21 protein-coding genes are annotated in these 22,635 nt (G+C 60.7%); 3 read left to right on the forward strand and 18 right to left on the reverse strand.

Features of this window, described 5'->3' with window-relative positions:
- Positions 1–488: 488 nt before the first annotated feature.
- Both V7Z56_RS11500 and mdoH read left to right on the forward strand, forming a co-directional pair.
- On the forward strand, positions 489–2,123 hold the full coding sequence (locus V7Z56_RS11500; protein ID WP_334129610.1) for a glucan biosynthesis protein: 1,635 nt from the start codon (positions 489–491) through the stop codon (positions 2,121–2,123).
- Complete coding sequence (mdoH, locus tag V7Z56_RS11505) at positions 2,101–4,104, forward strand: glucans biosynthesis glucosyltransferase MdoH (protein WP_334129611.1); 2,004 nt, start codon at positions 2,101–2,103, stop codon at positions 4,102–4,104. The genes V7Z56_RS11500 and mdoH overlap by 23 nt, the downstream gene beginning before the upstream one ends.
- A 45-nt stretch (positions 4,105–4,149) precedes the next feature.
- Here mdoH and lpdA read toward each other — a convergent pair whose 3' ends face one another.
- The 5 genes from lpdA to V7Z56_RS11530 are packed head-to-tail and all read right to left on the reverse strand — an operon-like array spanning position 4,150 to position 9,380.
- A complete protein-coding gene (lpdA, locus tag V7Z56_RS11510) occupies positions 4,150–5,559 on the reverse strand; it encodes a dihydrolipoyl dehydrogenase (protein ID WP_334129612.1) in 1,410 nt (469 codons plus the stop codon).
- Complete coding sequence (locus V7Z56_RS11515; protein ID WP_334129613.1) at positions 5,556–6,839, reverse strand: dihydrolipoamide acetyltransferase family protein; 1,284 nt, start codon at positions 6,837–6,839, stop codon at positions 5,556–5,558. The genes lpdA and V7Z56_RS11515 overlap by 4 nt, the downstream gene beginning before the upstream one ends.
- Positions 6,839–7,855 (reverse strand): alpha-ketoacid dehydrogenase subunit beta, encoded by a 1,017-nt coding sequence (locus tag V7Z56_RS11520; RefSeq protein ID WP_334129614.1) that lies wholly within the window; start codon positions 7,853–7,855, stop codon positions 6,839–6,841. The genes V7Z56_RS11515 and V7Z56_RS11520 overlap by 1 nt, the downstream gene beginning before the upstream one ends.
- 2 nt (positions 7,856–7,857) lie before the next feature.
- The gene (locus V7Z56_RS11525) at positions 7,858–9,090 is read right to left on the reverse strand and encodes a 3-methyl-2-oxobutanoate dehydrogenase (2-methylpropanoyl-transferring) subunit alpha (RefSeq protein WP_334129615.1); all 1,233 of its coding nucleotides are present in this window, start codon (positions 9,088–9,090) and stop codon (positions 7,858–7,860) included.
- A 32-nt stretch (positions 9,091–9,122) separates the two neighbouring features.
- Complete coding sequence (locus tag V7Z56_RS11530; RefSeq protein ID WP_334129616.1) at positions 9,123–9,380, reverse strand: hypothetical protein; 258 nt, start codon at positions 9,378–9,380, stop codon at positions 9,123–9,125.
- Between the two features lie 135 nt (positions 9,381–9,515).
- On the opposite strand from V7Z56_RS11530, the gene V7Z56_RS11535 reads away from it, so the two are divergent.
- Positions 9,516–9,986 (forward strand): Lrp/AsnC family transcriptional regulator, encoded by a 471-nt coding sequence (locus V7Z56_RS11535; RefSeq protein ID WP_334129618.1) that lies wholly within the window; start codon positions 9,516–9,518, stop codon positions 9,984–9,986.
- A gap of 15 nt (positions 9,987–10,001) precedes the next feature.
- Here the strand turns inward: V7Z56_RS11535 and V7Z56_RS11540 are convergent, their stop codons facing one another.
- The 13 genes from V7Z56_RS11540 to V7Z56_RS11600 form a co-directional block, all read right to left on the reverse strand.
- Positions 10,002–11,225 (reverse strand): FAD binding domain-containing protein, encoded by a 1,224-nt coding sequence (locus V7Z56_RS11540; RefSeq protein WP_334129619.1) that lies wholly within the window; start codon positions 11,223–11,225, stop codon positions 10,002–10,004.
- A gap of 11 nt (positions 11,226–11,236) precedes the next feature.
- A complete protein-coding gene (locus V7Z56_RS11545) occupies positions 11,237–11,707 on the reverse strand; it encodes a VOC family protein (RefSeq protein WP_334129620.1) in 471 nt (156 codons plus the stop codon).
- A gap of 218 nt (positions 11,708–11,925) precedes the next feature.
- Positions 11,926–12,927, reverse strand: a complete 1,002-nt coding sequence (locus tag V7Z56_RS11550) for an ABC transporter substrate-binding protein (protein WP_334129621.1) — start codon at positions 12,925–12,927, stop codon at positions 11,926–11,928.
- Between the two features lie 58 nt (positions 12,928–12,985).
- Entirely contained in the window at positions 12,986–13,771 is a 786-nt protein-coding gene (locus V7Z56_RS11555) for an HpcH/HpaI aldolase family protein (protein WP_334129622.1), read from the reverse strand.
- Positions 13,768–14,580, reverse strand: a complete 813-nt coding sequence (locus V7Z56_RS11560) for a phytanoyl-CoA dioxygenase family protein (RefSeq protein WP_334129624.1) — start codon at positions 14,578–14,580, stop codon at positions 13,768–13,770. The genes V7Z56_RS11555 and V7Z56_RS11560 overlap by 4 nt, the downstream gene beginning before the upstream one ends.
- A gap of 469 nt (positions 14,581–15,049) precedes the next feature.
- Entirely contained in the window at positions 15,050–15,715 is a 666-nt protein-coding gene (locus tag V7Z56_RS11565; RefSeq protein ID WP_334129625.1) for a TetR/AcrR family transcriptional regulator, read from the reverse strand.
- A gap of 108 nt (positions 15,716–15,823) precedes the next feature.
- Entirely contained in the window at positions 15,824–16,594 is a 771-nt protein-coding gene (locus tag V7Z56_RS11570) for an ABC transporter ATP-binding protein (RefSeq protein WP_334129626.1), read from the reverse strand.
- A gap of 46 nt (positions 16,595–16,640) precedes the next feature.
- A complete protein-coding gene (locus tag V7Z56_RS11575; protein ID WP_334129627.1) occupies positions 16,641–17,504 on the reverse strand; it encodes an ABC transporter permease in 864 nt (287 codons plus the stop codon).
- Between the two features lie 574 nt (positions 17,505–18,078).
- Positions 18,079–19,041, reverse strand: coding sequence for an ABC transporter ATP-binding protein (locus tag V7Z56_RS11580; protein ID WP_334129628.1), 963 nt, complete (start codon positions 19,039–19,041; stop codon positions 18,079–18,081).
- 2 nt (positions 19,042–19,043) lie between these two features.
- Positions 19,044–20,030 (reverse strand): ABC transporter ATP-binding protein, encoded by a 987-nt coding sequence (locus V7Z56_RS11585; RefSeq protein ID WP_334129629.1) that lies wholly within the window; start codon positions 20,028–20,030, stop codon positions 19,044–19,046.
- A complete protein-coding gene (locus V7Z56_RS11590; RefSeq protein WP_334129630.1) occupies positions 20,027–20,875 on the reverse strand; it encodes an ABC transporter permease in 849 nt (282 codons plus the stop codon). Before V7Z56_RS11590 ends, V7Z56_RS11585 begins: the two co-directional genes overlap by 4 nt.
- Positions 20,872–21,858 carry an ABC transporter permease gene (locus V7Z56_RS11595; protein ID WP_334129631.1) on the reverse strand — a complete coding sequence of 329 codons (987 nt, stop codon included), beginning with the start codon at positions 21,856–21,858 and terminating at the stop codon, positions 20,872–20,874. The genes V7Z56_RS11590 and V7Z56_RS11595 overlap by 4 nt, the downstream gene beginning before the upstream one ends.
- Complete coding sequence (locus V7Z56_RS11600) at positions 21,855–22,613, reverse strand: enoyl-CoA hydratase/isomerase family protein (RefSeq protein WP_334129632.1); 759 nt, start codon at positions 22,611–22,613, stop codon at positions 21,855–21,857. Before V7Z56_RS11600 ends, V7Z56_RS11595 begins: the two co-directional genes overlap by 4 nt.
- Between the last annotated feature and the right edge of the window lie 22 nt (positions 22,614–22,635).

The following is a 22,635-nucleotide window of genomic DNA, read 5'->3' on the forward strand; positions in this document are numbered from 1 at the left end:
GTCCCGGACAGCCGGGCTTTTTATCCGCAGCGCGCAAAAGCAAGGGGACCTTCGCGATGCGGCCCCGTCCGTCCTTCCGCAAACGGCGCCCACCGCGCTCTCGCGCCTCATTCCGCTTTATCGTCCTGGCGCTTGTACCCGCAGCTCACAAGCGCCGCCAGATGAATCATTCCGGCTATTCAATCACTGACAAAAGGTCAGCATTTCTGCGCCATCCATGATGAGGGCGCTTTGGCGTAACATATCGATTTTTTTACGCTTTTTTGATGCCAGAATGAAATCGATGCCAAAATTTTGCCCTATTTCAGTCGCTAATTATGCGCCGTGCGAGCGCGTACCAATTTCGCCACATTCGATACCTAGTTCTTTCATATCCTTTTAGAAACGTTTCAACATGTCTCCGTCGAGGAGGTGAAGTCGAATGCATGTAGCGGTTCTCTGGGGCGATTGGACAGTCTCGTCGTAGCAGTAGATGAAAATATAGGCAGATGGACAAAAAATTCTATTCGACTCTTCCGGCGAATGTTGTCGCCCTCTTCGGATTTCTCGTACTGACCCCCGCCCTCGCCTGGGGGGAACAACCATCGGCCCAGAGCAATGTGGCGACGGAAGTTCCTGCTGAGCCTGCGCCCGAGGCGGCTGCGGAAACAGTGACGCCCGACGCGCTATTCAGCGCCGTCGTCGAAAAGGCGCGCGCTCTTGCAAGCGAAGCTTATCTCCCGCCGCAGCAGATCGCCGAGGATAAACTCAATACCCTCAGCTATGAGGATTTTCAGAAGATCAGGTTCCGCAAAGAAGCGGCACTTTGGCACGACGAAGCACTCTTTGAAGTGCAATTTTTTCATCCCGGCTTTCTGTTCAACGCGCCGGTCGCGATCAACGTCCTTGAAGACGGCAAGGTCACGCATCTGCCGTTTGACAAGTCATCCTTCCGCTATGATGGCCACGGGGTGGAGGACAAGGTGCCGGGCGACCTCGGCTATGCCGGGTTTCGCATCCATTTCCCGCTCAATAATCCGGAATACAAGGACGAACTCGCCGTGTTCCTCGGCGCCTCCTACTTCCGCCTGCTCGCGCGCGACCAGTTTTATGGCCTCTCCGCGCGCGGCCTTGCTGTTGACACCGCGCTTCCCAAAGGCGAGGAATTCCCGTCCTTTCGCGAATTCTGGCTGGTCAAGCCGGCCGCCGACGCCACCAGCATGACGCTGTTCGCACTTCTTGACAGCCCATCGATCGCGGGCGCCTACCAGTTCGTCATCACGCCCGGCACGCGCACAGTGGTGGATGTGGCGACCGTGCTGTTTCCGCGCGAAAGCGGCCATCAGATCGGCATAGCCCCGCTGACCAGCATGTTTCTCTACGGCGAGAACAGCACGCAGCATTACGATGATTTCCGCCCCGAAGTGCATGATTCGGATGGTCTTTTGATGCACACCGGCAGCGGCGAATGGATCTGGCGGCCGATCAACAATCCCCGTCAGCTCAGCGTCAGCGCCTTCATCGATGAGAACCCGAAGGGGTTTGGCCTGATGCAGCGCGATCGCGACTACAACAACTACATGGATTTCGAAACCCATTATCACCAGCGCCCGAGCCTTTGGATCGAACCGCTGGGCGGCGGATGGGGCAAGGGCAGCGTCCGGCTTGTCGAAATTCCCTCGGCTGAAGAGGTAAACGACAACATCGTTGCGTTCTGGGTATTCGACGCGCCCTTCGAAAAAGGCACCCCGATGCATCTCGCGTATCGGATGACCAGCCTGAACAATCTCGACCCGGCCGATCACCTGGCGCAGGTTCTGCGCACGCGGACCGGCTGGGGCGGCATTCCCGGGGCCGTACCGCCCCAACCAAAAAGCGTAAGACGTTTCATGATTGATTTCCGGGGCGGGGATCTCTCCACCCTGCATCCGGAGCAGCCTGTAGAAGCCGATGTACAAACGACACGGGGCAAGATTGACGATCTGGTGCTGCATAAGCTGCCGGGTTCCGATATCTGGCGCTTGTCCTTTCGGCTGCAAGGCGCCGGCGACCAACCCGCAGACATGCGCGTGTTCCTCACCCTGCGAGGGCAGCGTCTGACAGAAACCTGGAGTTATCTCTATGAGCCGACTGATGCCCGATAAGCTGAAAATGCGCCGCGCCGCCGCAACGGCGGAAAGACGGCGCGGCCGCTTCTCCACCCCCTTGAGCTGGGAGCGCCGACTCGTGTTTTTTGCACTGGTGGTGCTCACCGCTGGCCTCGCCTGTGACATGATGTTCGATATTCTCGTCGCGAACGGCATGACGAAGGTCGAACTGATGATCCTTGGCCTCTTTACGATCACCTTCTCGTGGCTGGTGATTTCTTTCTGGTCAGCGGTTGCAGGGTTTCTCTGCCATGTGTTCAACCTCGATCCGCTCTCGCTGCGCCGTCGCATCCGGGCGGAAGATCTCGACAACCGGCCCCTCACAAGCCGCACCGCCGTCGTCATGCCCGTCTATAACGAGGATCCCGAGCGCGTGCTCGCAGGATTGGAGGCAACCTATCGCTCGATCATGGCGACGGGCGAAGGCAAGGCGTTTCATTTCTTTCTTCTCAGCGACACGCGAAACGACGAGATCGCCCGCGAGGAGGAAGCCGGCATCGCCCGCCTCATTGTGCGCCTTGGCGGCGAAGGGCGAATTTTCTACCGCCGCCGCGAGGACAACAGCGGCAAGAAGGCCGGCAATATCGCCGACTTCTGCCGCCGCTGGGGCCGCGCCTATGACCACATGCTGGTGCTTGATGCCGACAGCCTGATGAGCGGAGAGACCGTTGTCACCCTCGCACGCGCAATGGATGCAAACCCGGAAGCGGGAATTATCCAGACTGTGCCGATGCCGGTGCGCCAGAAGACTTTCTTCGGCCGCTACGTCCAGTTCGCCTCGCGCCTTTACAGCCCGATGCTGGCAAGTGGTCTCAGCTTCTGGCAGATGGGCGAATGCAACTACTGGGGCCATAACGCGATTATTCGCCTGCAGGCCTTCATCAACCATTGCGCCCTCCCCGCACTGCCCGGCAAGGCGCCGCTCGGCGGGGATATTCTCTCCCATGACTTTGTCGAAGCCGCCTTTATCCGCCGCGGCAACTGGCGCGTCTATCTGATGCCGGAACTGCTCGGCTCCTATGAAGAGCTGCCCGGCAACCTCCTGGACTACGCCAAGCGGGACAAGCGCTGGGCGCAGGGCAATCTGCAGCACCTCAAGCTGCTCGGCGTTCGCGGCCTGCATGGCATCAACCGCCTGCATTTCATCCTGGGCGCGCTCGCCTATGTGTCATCGCTGCTCTGGCTGCTGCTTCTGGTGCTGACCACGATTGACGGCGTGATGCGCGCGGTGATCCCGCATAATTTCTTCGGCAACGGGCCGCAGCTTTTCCCCGACTGGCCGGTGATCGAATATAACAAGATCGTCTCGCTCTTTACGCTGACGGTGATCATGCTGGTCGGGCCGAAGGTGTTCGGACTGCTGCTGACGCTCTTCAACGGCCAGGAACGCCGCGGCTTTGGCGGCGGCATCCGCCTCGTCCTCAGCGCCGTACTGGAGACCGCCTTCTCGATCTTCCTCGCGCCGGTCATGATGTGTCTGCACGCCTATTTCGTGCTGACCACCCTGTCGGGCCATGTGGTGACGTGGGATGCGCAAAATCGCGACAGTCTCTATCTGCCGATAAAAGATGCGGCGGCGAGCCTCTGGGTCCCGACCGTCGCCGGTATCATCTGGGCGGCGATAACCTGGGTCTGGGTGCCGAGCCTTTTCTACTGGCTACTGCCGGTGACGCTTGGCATGACGATCGCTGTTCCCCTTGCCGTCGGATCCTCCTGTGTCTGGCTTGGTAACGGCCTTCGCCGCCTCGGCTTTCTGGTGACGCCCGAGGAGACGGATCCGCCCGCGGTTCTCAACGCACTGGAACGCGCGCTTGGCGATCCGGTCGCTGACACCGACTATGACACGGTGCCTGCGCTCGCCGCGCCGCCGGAGACGCAAGGCGAGATGGTGCCGCAGCCGCTCGCCTACTACAGCCGCGATTTCATCAACTGGATGGCGCAGCTCGTCCCCGGCCACCGTCGCGGCCAGACAGGCTAGCACAACTTCTCAATATCCCGCCCGGACGCTGCGTTTCGGGCGGGATCAGAAGTGCAGGCCCGCCCCGAGTGCGGCAAGCGCCGCTTCCTGAAACGCCTCACCCTGCGTTGGATGCGCATGGATGGTCGCCGCGATATCTTCGGCGGTGCTGCCCATTTCAAGGGCGAGGGAAAAGGCGGCGGAAAGCTCCGAGACTTCATGGCCAACCGCCTGGATGCCGACGATCTCGCCGCTCTCCGCAACCGACAAAAGGCGCACAAAGCCGTCCTCACGTTCCCGCGTCATGGCGCGACCGTTTGCCGCCAGCGGAAAGGTCGAGACTTTGACCGATAGCCCTGCCTCCTTCGCCTGCTCCGGCGACAGCCCGACGCTCACGATCTCAGGGTCGGTAAAGCAGATTGCCGGGATCGCGCGGTTGTCCCAGTGACGCTTCCTGCCGGCAAGTATCTCGGCGACCAGCACCCCTTGCGCCATGGCCCGGTGCGCAAGCATGGGCTCCCCCGTCACATCGCCGATGGCATAGACGCCCCGCATCGACGTGCGGCAATGCTCATCGATGGCGATAAAGAGCTCGGCACGATCAAGGCCGAGTTCAGCGATGCCAATGGCGTCGACACGGGGGCGGCGGCCAACGGTGACGAGCACGCGCGAAACCTCCAGCCGCTCCGTCCCGCCGTCCTGCGACGTCAGAACAAGCTCGGCGCGCTCATCCGCCGCGCCGGGATCCTGCCCGAGGCGCGCGGTCGTCGAGGTTACAATCTTCACGCCAAGCGCTTTCAGGCGGTCCACGACCGGCTTCACCAGTGCCGTATCATACTGCGGCAGGACGCGATCGGCCGCCTCGACAATCGTCACGCGAGAGCCGAGTTTCGCGAATGCCGTGCCGAGTTCGAGGCCGATGTAGCCACCGCCGACTACCGCCAGCGTTTCGGGAACATGGCGCAGCGCAAGCGCCCCTGTCGAGGAGAGGACCGGCCCGCCGAAGGGGAGTGAGGGGAGTTCCACCGGCGCCGACCCGGTCGCGATCACGACATTATCGGCATGGATGCGAAACGGCTCGCCGTCGCCTTCGACGGTGACGGTCTTGCCATCCAGGAACCGCGCCCGCCCCTTGACGACGCGCACACCAGATTTTTTAAGCAGGCTTGCGACGCCGCGATTGAGACGCCCAACAATGCCGTCCCGCCACGCCGCGCTTTTCGCAAAATCGAGATCAACGCCACTGACCGAAAGGCCGATCGCCGAGCCATTAGCGGCGGCGTGAAGATCATGAAACTTCTCGGCGACATGTATCAGGGCTTTCGATGGGATGCAGCCGACATTGAGGCAGGTCCCGCCAAGCGCATCGGCTTCGACAAGGATGGTATCAATCCCAAGCTGGCCCGCCCGAATGGCGCACACATAGCCCCCCGGGCCGCCGCCAATAACAAGCAGGGCAGAGTTCAAATCCGTCATTCTTCCATTCCCGCGAAAAGCAGCGCCGGCTCCTCGAGCTGCTGTTTGAGATGTTGCACGAAAACCGCCGCGTTCCAGCCGTCGATCACGCGATGATCGAAGCTGCAGGAGATATTCATCATCTTGCGCGGCTCAAACATACTACCGTTCCAGTGCGGACGGACCGCCATCCGGTTGATGCCGACAATTGCCACCTCGGGATGGTTGATGATCGGCGTCGTGGCAAGGGCGCCGAGCGCGCCGAGCGAGCTGATGGTGATGGTCGATCCCGTAAGCTCATCCCGCGTCGCCGAGCCGTCCCGCGCCGCGTCGGCAAGCCGTTTCACCTCGGCCGCCGCCGCCCAGATGGAGAGCGCTTCCGCATGACGGACGACCGGCGCCATCAGGCCGCTCTCTGTCTGCGTCGCAATACCGATGTGAACACCGCCCGAGCGCGTGATGACCCCGGCCGCGTCATCAAAAGTCGCGTTCATCTCTGGTTGCTCACGGACGGCAAGGACGATCGAGCGGATAATGAAGGGCAGGATCGTCAGCTTCACCTGCCCGCGATGACGGTTGCCGTTCATGCTGGCGCGAAGCTCTTCGAGCTTTGTGACGTCCACCTCCTCGACGATGGTGATATGCGGAATATGCGACCAGCTTAGCGACATCTTTTCGGAGATGCGGCGGCGAAGGCCGGTGACTTTCACCGTCTGCGAGGTGAGATTGCGGACGGGCCGCGCGCCGGCCTTCTGTTCCGCACCCCTCGCCAACAGCTTCTCGACATCCGCGCGCAAGACGCGGCCCGCAGGGCCTGTTCCGCGAATTTCGCCAAGATCGATCCCCGCTTCCATGGCGAGACGGCGCACAGACGGCGCGGCGAGAACCCGGCGCGACGACGTCGTAGAACGCGGCGTCTCAGGTTGCGCGACTTTGTCTTCCGGCGGCGCGGGCTTTTCCTCTGGCCGGGCAGGCGGCGGCGCGGCGCGGCGCTCTTCGGCAGGCTTTTGGCTGGGCGGCGGCGCGGCTTCCTCCGCCGGAGACGCTGCCGCCTCCTCACCCGCCACCTCGATATGCACAAGTTCCGCCCCGACGGGGAGAACGTCGCCAACCTCACCGCCGAGCCAGGTGATGCGGCCCGCAACGGCGGAGGGGATTTCGACCGTCGCCTTGTCTGTCATGACGGCGGCAAGGACGTCATCTTCCGCCACATAATCACCGACCTTCACCGACCACTCGACAAGCTCGGCTTCGGCAACCCCTTCCCCGACATCGGGAAGCTTGAGGATATAGCGTCCCATCACACCGTCTCCATGATATTTTTGAGCGCTTCACCAACCCGCACCGGGCCCGGGAAATAATACCACTCCTGCGCATGCGGATAGGGCGTATCCCAGCCGGTCACGCGCTGGATCGGCGCTTCCAGATGATAGAAGCACGCCTCCTGCACAAGCGCGGCAAGCTCCGCCCCAAAGCCTGAGGTCAGCGTCGCCTCATGCACGATCACACAGCGACCGGTACGGCGGACGGAGGCGAAGATCGTCTCGGTATCAAGTGGCAGCAGCGTGCGAAGATCGATGATTTCCGCGTCTATCCCCGTCTCCTCTGCGGCTTTAAGCGCAACGTGAACCATTGTGCCATAGGCGAGAACCGTGACATCACTCCCGGCGCGAACGATCTTCGCTTTGCCGAGCGGGATTTCCTCCGCCACCTCCGGCATTTCGCCAAGCTCGTGCTTCTTCCACGAAACAACCGGGCGGTCGTGATGCCCGTCAAACGGGCCGTTATAAAGCCGCTTCGGCTCAAGAAATATTACCGGGTCCGGATCGGCGATCGCCGCCATCAGAAGGCCGCGCGCATCCGCCGGGGTCGACGGGATCACGGTTTTAAGGCCGGTCACATGGGTGAAGAGCGCTTCCGGGCTCTGGCTGTGGGTCTGCGCTCCGAAAATGCCGCCGCCGGTCGGCATACGGATGACCATCGGACAGGTGAATTCCCCGGCCGAACGATAGCGCAAGCGCGCCGCTTCCGAGACGATCTGGTCATAGGCCGGATACATGTAATCGGCGAACTGGATCTCGACGCAGGGACGCAGACCCGCCGCCGCCATGCCGATGCCGGCGCCGACGATACCGGATTCGCTGATCGGCGTATCGAAGCAGCGGCTTTTGCCGTATTTCTTCTGAAGCCCTGCCGTGCAACGGAAGACGCCCCCGAAATAGCCGACATCCTGGCCGAACACGATGACGGTTGGATCCCGCTCCATCATGATATCAAGCGCGTTCTGCACCGCTTCGATCATCGTCATTTTTGCCATGATCAGAACCCCGCCTGCTGACGCTGCCGCATCAGATGCGGCGGCATGGTGGCGTATACATCTTCAAACATGTCGCGCGGCGAGGGGCGGCGGCCGTCATGCAGCGTGCCGATTGCCTCGGCCTCCTTCTGCGCCTCGACAACCCGCGCGGTGATTTCCGCCTCGGCCTGCGCATGACGCTCCTCCGACCAGATGCCTTTGGCGATAAGATGCCCCTTCAGCCGCAGGATCGGATCGCCGAGCGGCCAGACGCTGCTTTCCTCCTTCGGGCGGTACGCGGAGGGATCGTCCGAGGTGGAATGGCCGCCCGCCCGGTAGGTTACATATTCAACGATCGTCGGGCCGAGATTGCGCCGCGCCCGCTCCGCCGCCCATTTCGCGACCGCATAGACAGCGAGGTAATCATTGCCATCGACCCGGAGCGAGGGTAGCCCGAAGCCGAGCCCACGCGCCGCGAAGGTACCGGAGCCGCCGCGGGCGATCCCCTGAAAGGTCGAGATAGCCCACTGATTATTGACGATGTTGAGGACGACCGGCGCGCGGTAGGTGGAGGCAAAGACAAGCGCCGCGTGAAAATCGCTCTCCGCCGTAGAGCCATCGCCGATCCACGCCGCTGAAATGGAGGTCTCTCCCTTGATCGCCGAGGCCATTGCCCAGCCGACAGCCTGGATGTATTGCGTCGCAAGGTTGCCGGAGATCGAGAAGAAGCCATGTTCTTTCGACGAATAAAAGACCGGAAGCTGACGTCCGCGCACCGGATCGCCGTCGTTGGAATAGACCTGGCACATCATCGTTTTCAGCGGATAACCGGCCGCGATCAGCAATCCCGCCTGACGATAGGTCGGGAAGTTCATATCGCCCTTCTGAAGCGCTTTTTGGAACGCGCAGGAAATCGCTTCCTCGCCAAGATGCTGCATGTAGAAGGAGGTTTTGCCCTGCCGTTGCGCCATCATCATCCGCGCATCATAGGTGCGGAGCGTCATCATATGACGCAGGCCGTCACGGAGCTCGTCATCGCTGAGCGCCTCTGCCCACGGGCCCACCGCATTGCCGGAGCGGTCGAGCACGCGAATGATCGAAAAGGCAAGCTCGCGCATCGCTTCGGGATCCTCATCAATCTCCGGGCGGCGAACGGAGCCTGCTTTCGGAACCTTTACATTCGAGAAATCCGGTATGTCTCCGGGCCGGACTTCGGGTTCGGGGACATGCAGGGACAATGGCAATATCTCGGTCATTCTTCCTCCCATTCTTCGCAGGCGGATTGCGCTCAGGCCCGCTGCTCAACAGCGATCGGATCCTCCGCCGTCTGCACCAGCACAACAGCCGGCATCTGCGATATCTTATCGATCAGGTTCCGCACCTTTCCGTCGCTCTCCGACGCAATCACCAGCTTCACCGCAAAGCCATCGTCCGCGGCGGGCGTCAGTGTCAGGGAGCCAAGCGGAATGGACATCCGGCGCATCAGGTCGAGAACCAGAGCGACACCCGAATGCGGGTCTGCAGCCAGGAAATTTACATGTAGCATCGATCCACCTTCCAATAAGGGATATGATGCCTCAAAATTCGCAGAATTTTTTGTTTTTGTTTTGCAATTTTGTAAGATTATCGGATGATAATTCGACCATAATTATATTTTGCAGAATATTATTTTGAACGACAAATGGACGCACCGAAACCCCTCGACCGCACCGATATCAAGATCCTGCGCGCCTTGCTGGCGGACTGCCGGCAAACCATGTCACAGCTCGCCGAAAAAGTCGGGCTCTCCACCAGCCCCTGCTGGCAGCGGGTGAAGCGGCTTGAGAAGGATGGGTATATTCTGGGCTATACGGCCCTGCTCGATCATGCGCTCTTCGGCGCGACGGAAACGGTGATTATCGAGGTGACGCTCGATCGCCACGATGACGAAACGCTGGAGATGTTCGGCCAGGCGATGGCGGATATGCCGGAGGTTCTGGAAGTCTATCTCACGACCGGCGAATATGACTATCTGATCAAGGTCGCGGTTAACGGAACGCGCGGCTACGAGGAGTTTCTGCGCCACAAGCTTTACAAGGTGCCGGGTATCCGCCACTCCCGCTCAAGCTTCGCGCTTCGCTGCCTCAAGCAGCGCTATTCCATCGTTCCTTAAGGCGCCGCCGCCCGATCAGCCGCTTGTGACGCTTATCGGGGCGGCGGTTTCGGCCATGATGGACTCGGGCGTGCGGTAGCGCTCCGCCATTTTCCGCTCCTGCTCGCTTCTGAGCTGCGCCTGCATATAGGCACCGAGGGAGCGGGCATGGGCGACGATCTGCCGGCCGGCGAGAAGGCGCTCCGCCTCATATTTTTCAAGGGCCGTTTCGATCGTGGAAGCATTGCCGAGCGCGCTCACGAGAGCTTGCGCATCTTCCGCCGCCTTGGTGACGCCCATCCCGCAATGCGGACGGGCAACGAAAGCGCAGTCGCCGAGCAGCGCGATGCGGCCGAAGGCAAGGGCCGTGCTCTCCAGGTCATAGATCGGCTGGAAAAAGAGGCTCTCCGCCTTGTTCACCACTTCCAGAAACTGCGGCGCAAGGGTCTCTTCCGCCGCCTTTCGCGCCGCCTCGAGAATATCGCGCCGGATCAGCGGCGGCGGAATGCCGTCCTCCCAGACCCGACCCGTCTCATCGGTCAGCATATCGCGAAGCTCGCTCGCCTCATCGGCGGGGCGATACCAGACGAAATTATAGCGCCGCCTGCCCGCTTCTGTCGCATTGCCCTGCCCTGCGACGGGATAGGCGATCATCTGTTCGCGCGGCGGCAGGCCAAAGGAAAAATAGGGGAAAAGATCGCGCAGCACGGCATCAGAAAGAACCTTCTCATCGACGAGACCGCGCCAGGCGATGTAGCCCGCATATTGCGGCGCGAGCGTCGGCAGCAGCATCTGCCGCACGGTTGAGCGGATGCCGTCGGCGGCGATGAGAAGATCGCCAGCGACCGTCTCGCCATTCTCAAACGTCGCCTCGACGCCGCCCGCGACGTTCCGGCAGTGTGTCAGGTTCCAGCCGTTGAAATACTGCGTATCCGGCAGCGCCTCGCGGAGAAGCTGATAGAGCCGCGACCAGGAGGTGAGGATCTGTGGGAAGTCCCGCGAGGCTTCGCGCTTTCCGCTCCGGCCGAGAATAACCCGCTCATCAACCTTGATGCCGAGCGTCTCATCGATGCGCACGCCGGCCGCTTTCAGGATCGCGATCAGGCTGGGATGTGTGACGATACCCGCTCCGCGCCCCTCAAGCTCCTCGGCGCTTCTCTCGAACACCTTGACGTTCCAGCCGGCAAGATGGAGCAGATTGGCCGCGCAAAGTCCCCCTAAAGATCCGCCGATAATAATTGCTGTTGGCGTCTTTGACATTGCTGCCTCCCTCACTCCTGCCCGCGGGATGAACCGGACGCCGCCTCGCCCGAAGCTTCTGCGGCGGGAAAATTAAGCTCGAGCGTAATGCCCGACGGATCCTCGACAAACAGCTGATGCAGGCCGAGATCGGGGACCGTCCGCTCTTTGAAATCTATGGAATGCTCCGCCAGCTTGCTGCGGATCGCGCTGAGGCCGGTCACCAGAAAAGCGATGTGATCGACGGCCCCGCCGCCCTGCAGGCTGTCAAGCGGCTTGTCGCCGAGATAGGCCTTGAGACCCTCGGAGTCCGTCATATCGACACCGATGATATGGACGGCGCCGAAGTCCGCCTCGTCGCCGCCGAGATAGAGCCACAGGCCCGGAAAGTCGAAGGACGGCCGATAGCCTTCCTTGAAACCGAGAACATCGCAATAAAATTTCCTCGATGCCTCAAGATCCGTTGTCCGGACAGAAAAATGCGCCAGCTTCTGAATAGCCACTCTGACCTCTCAACAGTCATAAAATTATCAATTAATCGGCAAATGAAAGAGGGTCGTCGCCCCCGCCCGCGCCGCAATCGATACGTCCCGCAGGATATCTAAAACCAATATTTACCAAGCTTGTTCTGCCTGAGATTGACGGCGGCAGGGCCGTGCCCCCGATTGCCGAAGGCGGCCGGTACTGCCCGGAGCGGGAGCTCCGGGCAGGGCGGTAGCAATCAGAGCAGGTCCTGGCAGGCCTGATGCACAACCTCATCCCGCGCAGGAAGCGTCGCATCCTTCGGCAGCAGGATTTCCTGCTTGGCGTAGGAGGCTTCGTCAATAACGCCGGTCGGCCAGGTGCCGTTATACTGGTTCCAGAACGCCGTCGCGGTGGCTTCATCGAGGCTCATGATCGACTGGATGGTCTTGATCACCTGCTCGCGGTTCGCCGGATCGTTGACAAAGCGGTAGGAATCGCCGGACGCCTTGCAGAAGGCGGCAATGACGTCGGGGTTCTTTTCGGCATAGTCACAGGACGTCGCGGAGAAAACCTGCGTCAGGTTGAAGATCGGGTTCCCCCCCTCGATATCCATCAGGCGGGAGAGATCCTTATACTCTCCCGGCTGCAGCAGCTGCTCGGAAATCGGATAGGCCATCATGACGTCGACCTGGCCGGCTCGGAAAGCGGCAACGGCATTCGCGGCCGGGCCGCCCGTCGCGATCAAGGTCACGTCTTCAGGCTGCAATCCCGCTTCCGCGAGCAGCGCGTTGATCATCGATTCCAACGCCGTGCCACGCGCGTTGAGGGCAATTTTCTTGCCCTTCAGGTCAACGAGATTCTCCGGGAACGGCTTGTCCGCATTCGGCAGATCGAGATCTGGCTGCGCCAGCAGGTTGTAATAGGTGCGCGGGCCCGAGGTCAGGTAAGTGATGCACTGGCCGGATTTCATGAGCGGCGCCGTCACGGTGGTCGTCATGACGCCGACCTCGGCACTGCCGCCAAGCAGGGCGGCCGCCATCTGCTGACCGCTGCCGGCACCGGTGAAGGTGACCTTGAGGCCGTGCTTTTCAAACAGCCCCTGATCAATCGCCACCTGCTCGATCAAGTTGAGCGGCGCGCCGTGATAGCCGATATAGGTGATTTCGCCGACGGATTCGGCCGCTGTCGCTGCCGGGTTTAGCAGCAGCATTGACGCAATCGCCGTTGCGGCGAGTGAAAAGACGTGTTTGCAGTTCATGATGTTTCCTTCTCCCTAGCTGTTGTTCTGTTATTACTATTGATGCGGTGGCATATGTTTAGCTGTCGCCTTTGGCACGACACGCCGCGAGCTGGGCCGCTGCCGCGCTCATGAAAAGATGAAAATCGGTGTTGCAGCAGGCAATTTTATGCCCCCTGCCGAGCGCAACGCCATATTCATCGGGCGATCCCACGACCGGGATCACCGGGATTGAGCGGGCGGCGCAGGCCGCTTCTATTTTCTCCATCGCCCTCTCGACCTCGTCCGGGACCACGTTCGAGACGCTCGATCCATAATCAATGGTATGCCCCATGGACATGGCGAGATCGACATGCCCCGGCATCACCGCATCGATCCCCGCGACATCAAGGATTTCATCGATCCGCTCAACGGCCTCAAAATGCTCGATCTGGATGATGCAGGTGACGTCATCATTGGAGCGCCGCATATAATCCTTGCCGCGCTCAAGTACGTTGCGAAGCGCCGCGACGCTCCGCCGCCCCGTTGGCGGATAACGGCAGGCATCAGCCGCAAGGCGGGCATCGGCGGCGGAATTGACCATCGGCATGACGATGCCCTGCGCGCCGAGATCAAGCGCCCATTCAATCTGGTCGGCACGGCGCGGATGCACCCGCACCAGCGGCGTGCAGGCCGTCTCCTTGGTGGCGCCGATCGACGCCTGCAACCCGGCAAGATCGATGGCGGCATGCTGCCGGTCAATGACAATGAAGTCATAGCCAAGATGCGCGAGGATCCCGGCGGACGCGCCGTTATCCATCATCACATAGGAGCCGATGGCCGCGCTCCCGGCGTCGAGAGCCGCCCTTAGAGCACGGGGTTTCATGCGCCGGCCCGCCTGATGCGCGGAATACGCGGAGACTCCGCAAACTTGTCGCCCGATTTCATGCCGAACTGGTCGAAGTGCCGGTGCGGCGCGCCCGTGTAGATCACGTCCGTCGGCATGTAACGCAGGGTATAGGCCGCGCGGTCGCGCCCGGTCGTATTCGCGTTCGCGCCATGGATCGAGAGATCGAGATGCACCGTCGCATCGCCGGCGCGAAGCGCCTTGCCCGCCGCCTTGCCATAGCGCTCAAGCAGGCCCGGATTGGCTGCGCACACATCATCGCCGGCCCGGTGGCTGTAGCGGCCGAGCGGCCCTTCGCGGTGTGAGCCCGGCAGGAAATAGAGCGGCCCCATATCCTCGTCGATATCGGTGAGCGCGATCCAGATGGTGAAGGCCCCGGTCCGGTCGAACGGCCAGTGGCAGAAATCCTGATGATGCGGCGTCGGCTCACTCTCCGTCCCCGGCTTGAAGAAGGACATATCATGAATAAAAAGGCCCTCCTCCTTGCGCATCAGCTTCAACGCAAGCGAGGAGAGACGCGGAGAAAGCGCAATATCCTTGAACCAGTCATCCTTCCACGCCATGCCGTCGTGCATCCGCAGCACGCGGGCATACTCGTTGTCCGTCATCCATTTTTCGGTCGAGGAGGGATTGACGAGATTATCCGAGCCGTTCAGGCGGTCAAGAATTTCCCTGGCAAGTGCGGGGTCGATCAGGCCCGGCAGCGGCGCCCAGCCCTCCGCATGAAAGCGCTCAACCGCGTCGTCTGAAATCTCGTATAGCTGATCAAGTCCAAATCCGTTAGTCATTCCGAATACCTCTCCTGTTCGAACGGGCCGATACCGCCTGATTGCGCGGCCCGCAGAATTATCCAAAACCTGCGGCGCCAACGGATATCCACTCTACCCGCCGATTTTGCCCCGCATCGTCCATATCCCGCGCAAATTTCCCCGCCCTGCCTCACCCCTGCCATCGCCGGGATAGAAGCTGCAGAGGGCGCGCAGGACAGCCAATTATAATGATCAATCGACCATCTATTTCACAAACCTCATAATCTCAATATCCGGGATCGAATTGCCATTCCAACGCCCGGCTCGAAAAAATATTGAAATATCAGGCCAGTTTCATTCACTCTAGATATTTTTGGAGACCCTATCTCATAAAGATATCGTCCCCTTCGCCCCCAACTTACTTATTTATCGTTAGATCAATAATAGCAAGAGACAAAAAATCTGGCAAGCCCGGTTTTGAGCAAAATAGAACAATCTCGGAGAATAGTTAGCGGCGCTGCGCCTTCAGCACGGCGGGAACGCCATGCACGAAGCTGTCGACACGCATATCGATCAGCCGATCGAGTTTTTTGGGCGTGGACAACTCATAAATCCATTTGCGCACGCCGATATAGAAGATGCTGGAATGCATCGCCCAGATCAGCTCGATCTCATCATCCTCCGCCTCTTTATCGGCCGGCTCGGGAATTTCATATTCATATCTCATTTCGCGGGCGATCAGTTCAAAATGGCGCTCGCGCAGGCGTTTCAGATATTTCTGGTTGATGCCGCCCTTGCTGAGACCGGCATAGATAAAAATGCGCACCCACGTGCTTTGCAGGATAAAGCGGGCGTAGTCCTTGAAGTAGCGCTTCAGCCGGTCCGCCATCGGCTGCGAGCGATCGGCCAGCCACTCCTCCCACTCCGGGTTCCAGCGGCGCACGAACACCTCTTCATAGACGCTGTCGATAAGCGCTTCCTTGGTCGGGAAATAGCGATAGAGCAGTGGCTGCGAGATACCGAGCTCGCGCGCGAGATCGCGCGTACTCGCGTCAAATCCGTGGCGGGCATAGAAGCTGATCGCCGCCTGGATGATCTGGTACTGGCGCGCTTCCGGGCTGAGACGCTGGCGCGTCTTGACAGCCTTTCCCGTTGTCTGATTGTCTAAAGGCATAAAATTCCCGGCACCGCTCGAATGACCACCCCGTTTTTTATTCCCATCATATGATCATAAACCCGCTTCGCAAGTCCATGTGATAATTGATTAATGCCGGCCCGCCTCCTAAACCGTCTCCGCAAGCAGGCCGTGCAGCCGCCGCTCGAGCAGCCGGAACTCGTCGGTAAAGGGCAGCTCCGCCGGATCGCGCGGGCGCGTGAACGGGAGGGCGATATTCTCAAGGATCTTACCCTTCGGCCCCATGATGATCACCCGATCGCCGAGCAGCAGCGCTTCGGTCAGATCGTGGGTCACGAACACGATGCTGCTCTTGCGCTTCTCCCAAAGTTCGATGAACTGCTCGCGCGCCGTCTCACGCGTTTGCGCATCGAGCGCCGCGAAGGGCTCGTCCATCAGGATCAGATCCGGCTCCAGCGCCCAGGTACGGGCGAGCGCGACCCGCTGGCGCATGCCTTGCGACAGTTGCCACGGATAGCGGGATTCGGCCCCGGCAAGCCCGAGGATCTCCATGAGTTTAAGTGCCCGTTCGCGCCGCTCCCTGCGATCAACGCCGCGCACCTCAAGACCGATCTCGACATTGGCAAGCGCCGTGCGCGAGGGGACCAGCGCATCGCGCGCGAACATGTAGCCGAGATGACGGCGCGCCGCGCGCGGCATCTTGCCCATCACTTCGATGTCTCCCGCCTGCGGATCAAGCAGTCCGGCGAGGAGATTGAGTACGGTCGTCTTACCGCAGCCGCTCCGCCCGACGATCACCACGAATTCACCCTGCCGGATCTCCATCGAGAGGTTGTCTAGCACAGTATTCGGCGCCGCCTGCCCCTGCCCCGTGAAGGTGACGGAGACATTCTCAAGCCGGGCCATAGTCGAATTCATCGCGTTTTCCATGAATAAAAGTCCTTGAAATATCGATGGGCCGGGATCAGCGCGTCTCGGGCGGCTGCCAGCGGAGCAGGAGCCGGCCGACAATCTCGCTGCCGGCATTGAGCAGCACCGCAGTAATCATCAGAAGAAGCAGCACCGCATAGACCGTAGCAAGGTCGAAGACCCCCGCACTGCCTGCGATCATCTGGCCAAGCCCGTCCTGCGACGCGATCAGCTCCGATGCGATAACGCCAAGCAGCGAATAGATGAGACTGAGCCTGATCCCGACAAGAATGGAGGGCATGGCGGCGGGCAGCACGACTTTCCGAAGGATCTGCGAGCGGGTCGCACCGAGCGTGCGCATCATCCGGAGCGCTTCGGAGTCCGCCGCGCTGACGCCCGCCATGCCGTTCAGCATCATGATAAAGACACAGAGACTGACCGAGAGGGCGACCTTCGCCCACATATCGATGCCGAAAACGATGATGAAGACCGGCGCGAGGGCGATACGCGGCATCGAGTTGATGGCGCTGATAAAGGGCGCCATTACCCGCTGCACGCTTTGCACAATGCCGAGGAAAAGCCCGATCGGCGTGCCGATTACGACGGCAATGAGCAGCCCGATAATGGTTGCCTTCAGCGTCGCCCAATAGTTCGGCCAGAGCAGATCGCCCTGCGCGAGTTCGACGAGGGTGTTCAGGACCGCAACCGGGCTCTGCACGACGATCGGCACGCCCCATTTCATCTCGTGCGCGAGCTGCCAGAAGCCGACAATGGCGAAAACCACGAAGAGCTGCCACAAAAGGGTTACCAGCCATTCCGGCATTGCCCGCCGGGATGAGGATGCCGGCCCCGCCTCCCGCCGCGCAGGGATGGGCTTGTTCATTTCCATCTTGCTGTTCACCTCAACCACATCAGTCATTATGTACGAAGACCTCCCGCATCCTGTCGGGCTTATTCGGCAGGAGCGACTTTCATGCGCCTCTTGCTGCCTTGCTCCCGATCCGTTTACGCTTCTCGCCCGATCGCGCTCGCACGCCTTGTTGTTTCGGAAAGCTATAGCGTTAATTTATCGATAGATCAATATAATTGAACACGAGAGAAACAAGAGAACAATTCCCGGAAAAAGGGGATGATCCGGGATTGCCAGTTTACGGCGCGCCCGGTGTCTGTTCCGGGCGTAGCGAACGATAGTTCAGATGTCGCCAGACCCAGCACATTTCTGCAGTTACCGCGGGTGATTGCCGCATTCAGACGCTCAGCAACGGGCGATTCCCGCGCTGCGGCGACGGGGATCGTCTCCGCTGTGCGGCGCGCCTCTCCTCCCTGTTCAGATGCCCGGATCAAATGAGCAGATGATCACCTGAATGGAATCGGCGTCGCGAGAGTGGCCGTCGCCCCGTAAAGCTGTTGCCCAGTATAAAGCCGGCGCCCCGAAGGCGCCGGCTTTACCTTGCGGGCGCGGGCCGGCGCTTGCCCGGTCGCCTTCTCGAGCGTTACTGCTCTATCGGGAAGTGGCAGGCGACCATATGGCCCGGCTCGATCTCCCGCAGCAGCGGCTTTTCCATCGCGCATTTCTCGCTGGCGCGTTTGCAGCGGGTACGGAAGCGGCAGCCGCTCGGCGGGTTGATCGGGCTTGGCAGCTCCCCCTTGTCAAGCTCCTCTTCCCGCACCACGGGCTTGCGCGGATCGGGCATGGGAAATGCCTTCAGCAGCAGCTCGGTATAGTGATGCCGCGGCCTCTCGAAAATCGCCTCGCAATCGGCAATCTCGACGATATTGCCAAGATACATCACCGCGACCCGGTCGGCGATATGGTTGACCACCGAGAGATCGTGCGAGATGAAGAGATAGGTCAGGTTGAACTCTTCCTTCAGATCGAGCAGGAGATTGAGCACCTGCGCCTGAATGGAGACATCGAGCGCCGAGACCGGCTCATCGCAGATCACCATGTCGGGATTGAGCGCGATGGCGCGGGCGATGCCGATGCGCTGGCGCTGCCCGCCGGAGAATTCATGCGGCATCCGATCCGCCATCTCGGCACTCATGCCGACCTTTTCAAGCAGCCATCGGACCTTCTCCTTGCGTTCCTTCTTATCCCCCATCTTGTGGACAATCAGCGGCTCCTCGAGGATCCGCCCGACCGAGGTCCGGGGGTTGAGAGAGGAGAAGGGATCCTGAAAGATCATCTGGAAGCGCCGGCGCAGGCCGTGCAACTCCGCTTTCGAGCATGTCGCGAGATCCACGTCATCGAAGGTGAGCCGCCCGGAATCGAGCGTCAGCAACTGCATAATCACGCGCGCCAGCGACGATTTCCCGCAGCCGCTCTCACCGACGAGGCCAAGAATTTCACCGCGTTTCAACTCGAAACTGACATCGTCGAGAGCCGAAACGGAGCCGCCTCTGACCTCATAAGTTTTGACGAGATTCTGGGCGGAGAGTAAAGGGGCTTCGGACATATCTATATCTCATCCAGCTTTGCGTTGATACAGGCGACGCTCCGGGTCTGACCCGCGAAGGCGCGCAGTTCCGGAACGCCGGCTTGACAGGCATCCGTTGCGAAGGAGCATCGCGGCGCGAAGGCGCATCCGGGCGGCAGCGCATTCAGCGGCGGCACCCGCCCGGGGATCTCGTAAAGCCGCTTGCCCTGCACGCCCTTGTGGGTGATCGAGGCGAGCAGCCCCTGCGTATAGGGATGCTGCGGCGTCTCGAAGATGGAATAGACATCCGCCTCCTCGACCTTCTTGCCCGCATACATGACCGCGACGCGATCGGTATATTGGGCGACAACGCCAAGGTCATGGGTGATCAGCAGGATCGTCATGCCAAGCTCTTTGCGCAGGTCACCGATCAGATCCATGATCTGCGCCTGCACCGTCACATCGAGTGCCGTCGTCGGCTCGTCGGCGATCAGGAGTTCCGGATCACAGGCGAGCGCCATGGCGATCATCACGCGCTGACGCATCCCCCCGGAGAGACGATGCGGATATTCATTCAGCCGCTTCGCCGGCTCGCTGATGCGGACAAGTTCGAGCAGTTCCTGGGCGCGGCCGAGCGCCTCCTTCTTGCTCATCTTCTTGTGCTTGCGGAGCGATTCCGTGATCTGGTCGCCGACGGTGAAGAGCGGGTTCAGGGACGTCATCGGCTCCTGAAAGATCATCGCGATGCGATTGCCGCGGATCGTCTGCCACTGGCGCTCGTTATAGGTCGTCAGATCCTCGCCGTTAAAGAGGATCTTCCCGCTCGTCACCCGTCCCGGCTGACGGATCAGCCCCATGACAGACATGGCGGTGACGGATTTACCGCTGCCGCTCTCGCCAACAAGCGCCATCACCTCGCCCCGGTTGATGGTCAGATCAAGGTGATTGACGGCCTTTACCGGCCCGTTCACGGTCGGAAACTCGGTGCAGAGCCCGGACAGTTCGAGTAGCTTCGTTGTAGTGCTCATCTTTCCCTCAACCTCGGGTTCAACGCATCGTTCAAACCTTCGCCAACCAGATTAAGAGAAATCACTGTCAGCATGATTGCGACCCCCGGAATGATCGTCAGATACTGCGCCTGGTTGAGCGCATCGCGCCCGGCGCCGATGATCGTCCCCCACGTCATCACATTGGGATCCGAAAGGCCAAGGAACGAAAGGCCGGCTTCCGTCAGGATGGCCGTTGCGATCATGAAGGAGCTCATCACAATCACGGGCGGCATCGCGGCGGGCAGGATCTGGGTCAGAATGATCCGTCCATCACCCATTCCGACGGTGCGCGCCGCATAGACGAAGTCGCGTTCGCGCAAGGTGAGGACTTCGCCGCGCACGAGACGGGCGACCGGCGGCCAGGAGGAGATCGCGATGGAAATGATGATCGTCATCATCGTCGGATCGAAAACGACAACGACCACAATCGTCTGCAGGAAGGCCGGGATCGTCTGGAAAAGCTCCGTCACCCGGACAAGCGCGGCGTCCACCTTGCCGCGGTAAAATCCGCCGATCGCGCCGACCGCCGTTCCGATCAGGATCGATGCGAGCGCGGCGGCGATACCGACGAGCAGGGAGACTTGCGCACCGTACAGCATGCCGCTCAGCACATCGCGTCCGAGCAGATCGGTTCCGAGCGGGAACTCCGCCTCTTCACCCGGCGCGGTCAGCGGCATCCCCATCATATCCCACGGGCTCACCTGCCAGAGATGAGGACCGAGGATAGCGGTCAGGAAAATGAGGAGCAGGAAAACGGCTCCAAGCAGCGCCGATCGCCGCCGCAGGAATCGGCGGATAGCTCCGGGGGGTCGTTTCGACTTCATTTCGAGATCTCCACTCGTGGATCAACCAGAACATAGGCGATATCGACAAGAATATTCGCCACCAGGACGACGACAGAACTGATGAACAGAATGCCGAGAAGAACGTTTACGTCCCGCTGAAAAACCGCCTCATAGGCCAGACGCCCGATACCCGGCCAGGAGAACACCGTCTCGACCAGAACCGACCCGCCGATCAGCGCGCCCATCTGCAAGCCGATCATCGTGATGACCGGGAGCAAAGCATTGCGCAGCGCATGCTTGAAAATGACAATCTTCTCGCTGAGCCCCTTCGCCCGCGCGGTCGTGATAAAATCCTGCCCCAGAACCTCGAGCATGGAGGCCCGCATCAGGCGCGTGTAGACGGCGGTGAAATAGAGGACCAGCGACATCACCGGCATAACCATATGCTTGCCGACGTCGAGCACCCGGTCCCAGCCCGTGTAATTGGCGCCAATTGTCTCGATCCCGCCGGAGGGCAGCCAGCCGAGTGTTGCCGAAAAGAGAATGATCGCCATAAGACCGCTCCAGAAGAGAGGGGTGGCGAATGCGACCAGCGCCAGCACGGCGACGATACTGTCAAACCAGCCGTTGATCTTCCGTGCGCTCAGAATGCCGAGGATATTGCCGAGCAGAATGGCCAGAAACAGCGCAACGCCCATCAGCAGCAGCGTCGAGAGCAGCCTGTCGAGGAGCAGCTCGGAGACCGGCATGTTATAACGGAACGAATAGCCGAGATCGAACTGCATCAGCTGCGTGATATAGCTGATGAGCTGCATATAGACCGGCTTGTCGAGACCGTAGAGCTCGCGGAGCTGCTGCATATATTCAGGGGTCGCCGCGCCCGCCTCGCCCGCGATCACATCCACCGCGTCGCCGGGGACAAGCTGCAACAGCAAGAAGTTTGCTGTTGCGATTGCCAGGGCGGAGAAGACCACGAGCATGATCTTCTTGGCTATAAAGATGAGCCATTCATGTGCTTTCATGACCCTTCGGTCTCCTTTTTTGCCCTCATATCGGCATAAAATCCGCTCAGGATATTCTGATCGGCATCCCCAAAGCTGGCGGCGCGGAAGTTTGCTCCTGCGGCTGCGTTGATGGCTTCCTTGATCATCCGCACCGGCACCGGATCGAACTCGGCGATGCGTTCGGCGAGCTTCATGGCGCCCGCGACCGCCTGCTGCGGCTCCGACACGCGATCGACGAGGCCCCAATCAAGCGCCTCGGCGGCCGTCATCCGCTCACAGAGCAGCGATGCCTGCTTGGCCCGCGCCGGACCGACGAGCGAGACCAGCCGCGGCATCGTCCCCCACTGGATGTTCCAGCCATGACGGACTTCCGGAACGAAGAAATAGGCGTCGTTATCCATGACGCGCCAGTCGAGCGCGATGGCGAAGGCGACGCCCGCGCCAACGGCAAGACCGTTGATTGCGGCAATGGTCACCTGCGGCAGATCTTCCCAGATCCGGCAAAGACGCACCCCGGCCGAGCGCATGTGGCGCGCTTCCACCGGCGACATGTCTTTCGTATAGTCCCGCGCCTTCAGATCAGCGCCAGAGGAAAAGGCGTTGTCCGCACCCGTGACGATGATCGCGCGCGTCTCGAAATCATCCTGAAACGACTTGCCCGCCTCGATCATCTCGGCGACCAGGGCGTGGTCGAAGGCATTCAGTCGCTCCTTGCGATCAAACTTCACAATGGCAATATGCCCGGAACGGGTGATAGTTACTGACTTACTCATGGCTGATCCTTTTTGTTAGACT

This window comes from Sneathiella sp. (genome assembly GCF_036844445.1).
GTDB lineage: Bacteria > Pseudomonadota > Alphaproteobacteria > Sneathiellales > Sneathiellaceae > Sneathiella.